This window comes from Kitasatospora sp. NPDC091257 (genome assembly GCF_044757675.1).
In the GTDB taxonomy this organism is placed as follows: Bacteria; Actinomycetota; Actinomycetes; order Streptomycetales; family Streptomycetaceae; genus Kitasatospora; species Kitasatospora lactacystinica.
The window spans coordinates 1-3,683 of record NZ_JBIVVI010000935.1 but is presented as its reverse complement, the minus strand read 5'-3'; the positions used below and the strand labels follow the sequence as shown (position 1 = coordinate 3,683).

The following is a 3,683-nucleotide window of genomic DNA, read 5'->3' as shown; positions in this document are numbered from 1 at the left end:
CCGGGCCCCGCCGGGCCGGGGCACCATCGGGCCGGGGCACCATCGGGCCGGGGCACCACCGGAGGCGGTCAGGCGCGGGCGTCCTCCGGGACGCCGAGGGCCAGGAGGAGGCGGTCCCGCAGGTCGGCGAAGGAGGGGTGGCGGCGGTCGGGGCCGGCGGGGACGGTCGGGCGCAGGTCGAGGGAGAAACGGCCGTCGACGACGAGGAGGCGGTCGGCGAGGAGCAGGGCTTCGTCCACGTCGTGGGTGACCAGCAGGACGGCGGGGCGGTGACGGGCGCACAGGTCGCGCAGGAGGCCGTGCATGCGCATGCGGGTGAGCGCGTCGAGGGCGCCGAACGGCTCGTCGAGCAGCAGGAGCCGGGGCTCGCGCACGAGCGCCCGGGCGAGGGCGACCCGGGCGGCCTCGCCGCCGGACAGGGTGGCGGGCCACGCGTTCTCCTTGTCGGCAAGGCCCACCTCGCCAGTGCCGCGCGCCCGAGTTCGCGGGCGGCGGCGCGCGGGCCGGGCAGTGCGAGGGCGATGTTGTCGAGGACCCGGCTCCAGGGCAGCAGCCGGGCGTCCTGGAACACCACCGAGCTGGGCTCGGGCACCTCGATCAGGCCCTCTCCCGCTCCGGCCCGTGCCCGCCCGTGCCCCGCACCCGAGGCTCGAAGGAACGCGTGACCCGGTGTCAGGCCCGGCCGGCCGTGGACGCCCGGACGTTCAGCGTCCAGTCGTGGCGACGGACGGTGCCGGGCTCGACCGTCCCGGCCAGCAGGTCGCCGAGAAGGGCCGCGCAGGCCCGGCCGTAGTCCGCGGGCCGCAGGTCGACCGCCGTCACCTGCGGGCTGGATCCGCGTGCGGCGGCGCCGTCGACACACGCCGCCACCAGCAGGTCGTTCCCCGGGCGCAGGCCGGCCCGCGCCGCGGCCGCGAGCACCCCGGCCACCGCCCCGTCGGGGGCGCTGATCACCGCGTCCAGGCCGGGGACGCCGGCGAGCAGGTCCGTGGTGATCGCCTCGACTTCGGCCGGGGTCGCCGCGAACGGCACCGGCCGCACGACCACCTCGGCGCCCTCCCGGCGGCTCCAGGTCCGCGCGGCGTCCCGCAGCGCCGCCGCCCAGTCCGAGGCCGGGCCGGGCACCAGCAGCGCCGGGCGGCGGGCGCCGCGCTCGGCGAGGTGGTCCAGCAGGGCGAGCAGCGACGCCGCGTTGTCGCACACCACCGCGCCGCTCGGCGCGGCTCCCCCGCCGAGGTGGCGCTCGCCGGTGACGACCGGCACGCCCGCGTTCAGCAGGTCCGGCACGGCCTGGTCGTCGAGCTCGGGGTCGATCACCAGCAGGCCGTCGACCCGGGAGGCGAGCCCGCCGCCGGATGCCGTGCCGGGGGCCAGGAGCACGAGGTCCAGACCGTCCTCCCTGGCCCGTTCGACGGCGCCGAACGCCAGGTTCATGTAGTAGTCCAGGCGGGTCGCCGTGCGCGGCAGGTGCAGTCCGATCGCGCCCGTGCTGGATCGGCGAAGGCTGCGCGCCGCGCTGTTCGGCCGGTAGCCGAGCTCCCGGGCCACCTCCCGGATCCGCTCCCGGGTGGCCTCGGCGACGCGGCCGGAGCCGCCCAGCGCGTTGGAGGCGGTGCTCTTGGACACCCCGGCCGCCCGGGCCACGTCGATCAGGGTCACGGAGCGGCTGGTCACAGCCCGGAAGTCTAGACCCAGCCCGCACCGATCTTCATTCCGGCTCCCACCACCTTGCTGGAACGTTCCAGCAGTACGTAAAGTGCGCTGATGCTGGAACGTTCCAGCACCAGCTGCCGACCTCTGCACCCGGCCGTACGACCGGACGCACGCCGACCGCGGACCGTCCGACCGGCGGTTCGCACACCCCGACCCGACCCATCCAGGAGACACCCGCATGACGCGCGGATTCGATGTTGTGGAGACCGGTATCGCCGAGCTGCGCGCGGCGCTGGAGAAGGGCGATGCCACCGCGGTCGGCCTGCTCGACGCCTACCTCGCGCGGATCGAGGCGTACGACCGGCCGGGCACCGCCACCGCGCTCAACGCGATGGTCGTGATGAACCCGGACGCCCGCGCCGAGGCCGAGGCCTCCGACGCCCGCCGCGCGCGCGGCGAGACCCTCGGCCCGCTGGACGGCATCCCGTACACCGCCAAGGACAGCTACCTCGCCAAGGGCCTGACCGCCGCGGCCGGCTCTCCGGCCTTCGAGCACCTCGTGGCCCAGCGCGACGCCTTCGCCATCGAGCGGCTGCGCGCCGGCGGGGCCGTGCTCATCGGCCTCACCAACATGCCGCCGATGGCCAACGGCGGCATGCAGCGCGGCGTGTACGGCCGCGCGGAGAGCCCGTACAGCGCCGACTGGCTCACCAGCGCCTACGGCTCCGGCTCCTCCAACGGCTCCGGCACCGCCACGGCCGCCTCGTTCGGCGCCTTCGGCCTCGGCGAGGAGACCTGGTCCTCGGGCCGGGCCCCCGCCTCCAACAACGCGCTGTGCGCCTACACGCCCAGCCGCGGCGTCATCTCGGTGCGCGGCAACTGGCCGCTCGTCCCGACCATGGATGTCGTCGTCCCGCACACCCGCACCATGGCCGACCTGCTCGAACTGCTCGACGTCGTGGTCGGCGACGACCCGGAGACCCGCGGCGACCTCTGGCGCGCCCAGCCCTGGGTGGAGCTGCCCGCCGCCTCGCAGGTGCGCCCCGCCTCGTACCCGGAGCTCGCACCCGCCGACCCGGCGGCGGCGCGCGCCGCGCTGGCCGGCAAGCGCGTCGGCGTCCCCCGGATGTACATCAACGCCGACCCCGACGCCGGCACCAACCCCGAGGGCGGCATCGGCGGCCAGACCGGCCGGCCGATCGACACCCGCCCCTCGGTGATCGACCTGTGGGACGCCGCCCGCCGCGACCTGGAGGCGGCCGGCGCCGAGGTCGTCGAGGTCGACTTCCCGGTCGTGACCAACTACGAGTCCGACCGCCCCGGCGCGCCCTCGCTGTTCACCCGCGGCCTGGTCGGCCGCGACTACCTCACCGTGGAGATCGAGGACCTCTCCGCCTGGGCCTGGGACGACTTCCTGCGCGCCAACGGCGACCCGGCGCTGGCCACCCTGGCCGAGGTCGACGGCGACCGCATCTTCCCCAAGCACGAGGGTGAACTCCCGGACCGCTACGACAACTTCGAGGACTCGGTCGGCGACTACCCGCGCTTCGTGCGGGAGCGCCCGTACGCGTCCTTCACCGACATGCCGCACCTGGAGCAGGGGCTGCGCGGGCTGGAGGAGACCCGCCGGGTCGACCTGGAGCTGTGGATGGACGGACTGGGCCTGGACGCGGTGGTGTTCCCCGCCGTCGCCGACGTGGCGCCCGCCGACATGGACGTCTCCGAGGCGTCCGCCGACCTCGGCTGGCGCAACGGCGTCTGGGTCGCCAACGGCAACCTCGTCCCCCGCCACCTCGGCATCCCGACGGTCACCGTCCCCATGGGCACCATGGCGGACGCCGGCATGCCGGTCGGCCTGACCTTCGCGGGCCGCGCCTACGACGACAACGCTCTGCTGGCCCTCGCCGCCGCCTTCGAGGCGACCGGCAGCCGCCGGACGGAGCCACCGCGCACCCCGCGCCTGTCGGCGAGCTGAGGACGGCCGGCACCCGGAACAGGGCGTCGGAGCCGACGGTTTCCAGGAGTTCGGA

The 3,683-nt window shown here is 75.8% G+C and carries 2 protein-coding genes and 1 pseudogene; 1 reads left to right on the top strand and 2 read right to left on the bottom strand.

The window, feature by feature from the left end:
* Nucleotides 1–68: 68 nt before the first annotated feature.
* Nucleotides 69–781: pseudogene (locus ACIQOV_RS32330) on the bottom strand (ATP-binding cassette domain-containing protein).
* The gene (locus ACIQOV_RS32325) at nt 673–1,674 is read right to left on the bottom strand and encodes a LacI family DNA-binding transcriptional regulator (RefSeq protein WP_401054260.1); all 1,002 of its coding nucleotides are present in this window, start codon (nt 1,672–1,674) and stop codon (nt 673–675) included. Before ACIQOV_RS32325 ends, ACIQOV_RS32330 begins: the two are co-directional and overlap by 109 nt.
* A 217-nt stretch (nt 1,675–1,891) precedes the next feature.
* On the opposite strand from ACIQOV_RS32325, the gene ACIQOV_RS32320 reads away from it, so the two are divergent.
* Nucleotides 1,892–3,628 (top strand): amidase, encoded by a 1,737-nt coding sequence (locus ACIQOV_RS32320; protein WP_401054258.1) that lies wholly within the window; start codon nt 1,892–1,894, stop codon nt 3,626–3,628.
* The last annotated feature ends 55 nt before the right edge of the window (nt 3,629–3,683 follow it).

What these genes read in the sequence shown, in the direction of transcription:
- ACIQOV_RS32320 (WP_401054258.1), top strand. Translation starts at nt 1,892, where the DNA reads ATGACGCGCGGATTCGATGTTGTGGAGACCGGTATCGCCGAGCTGCGC.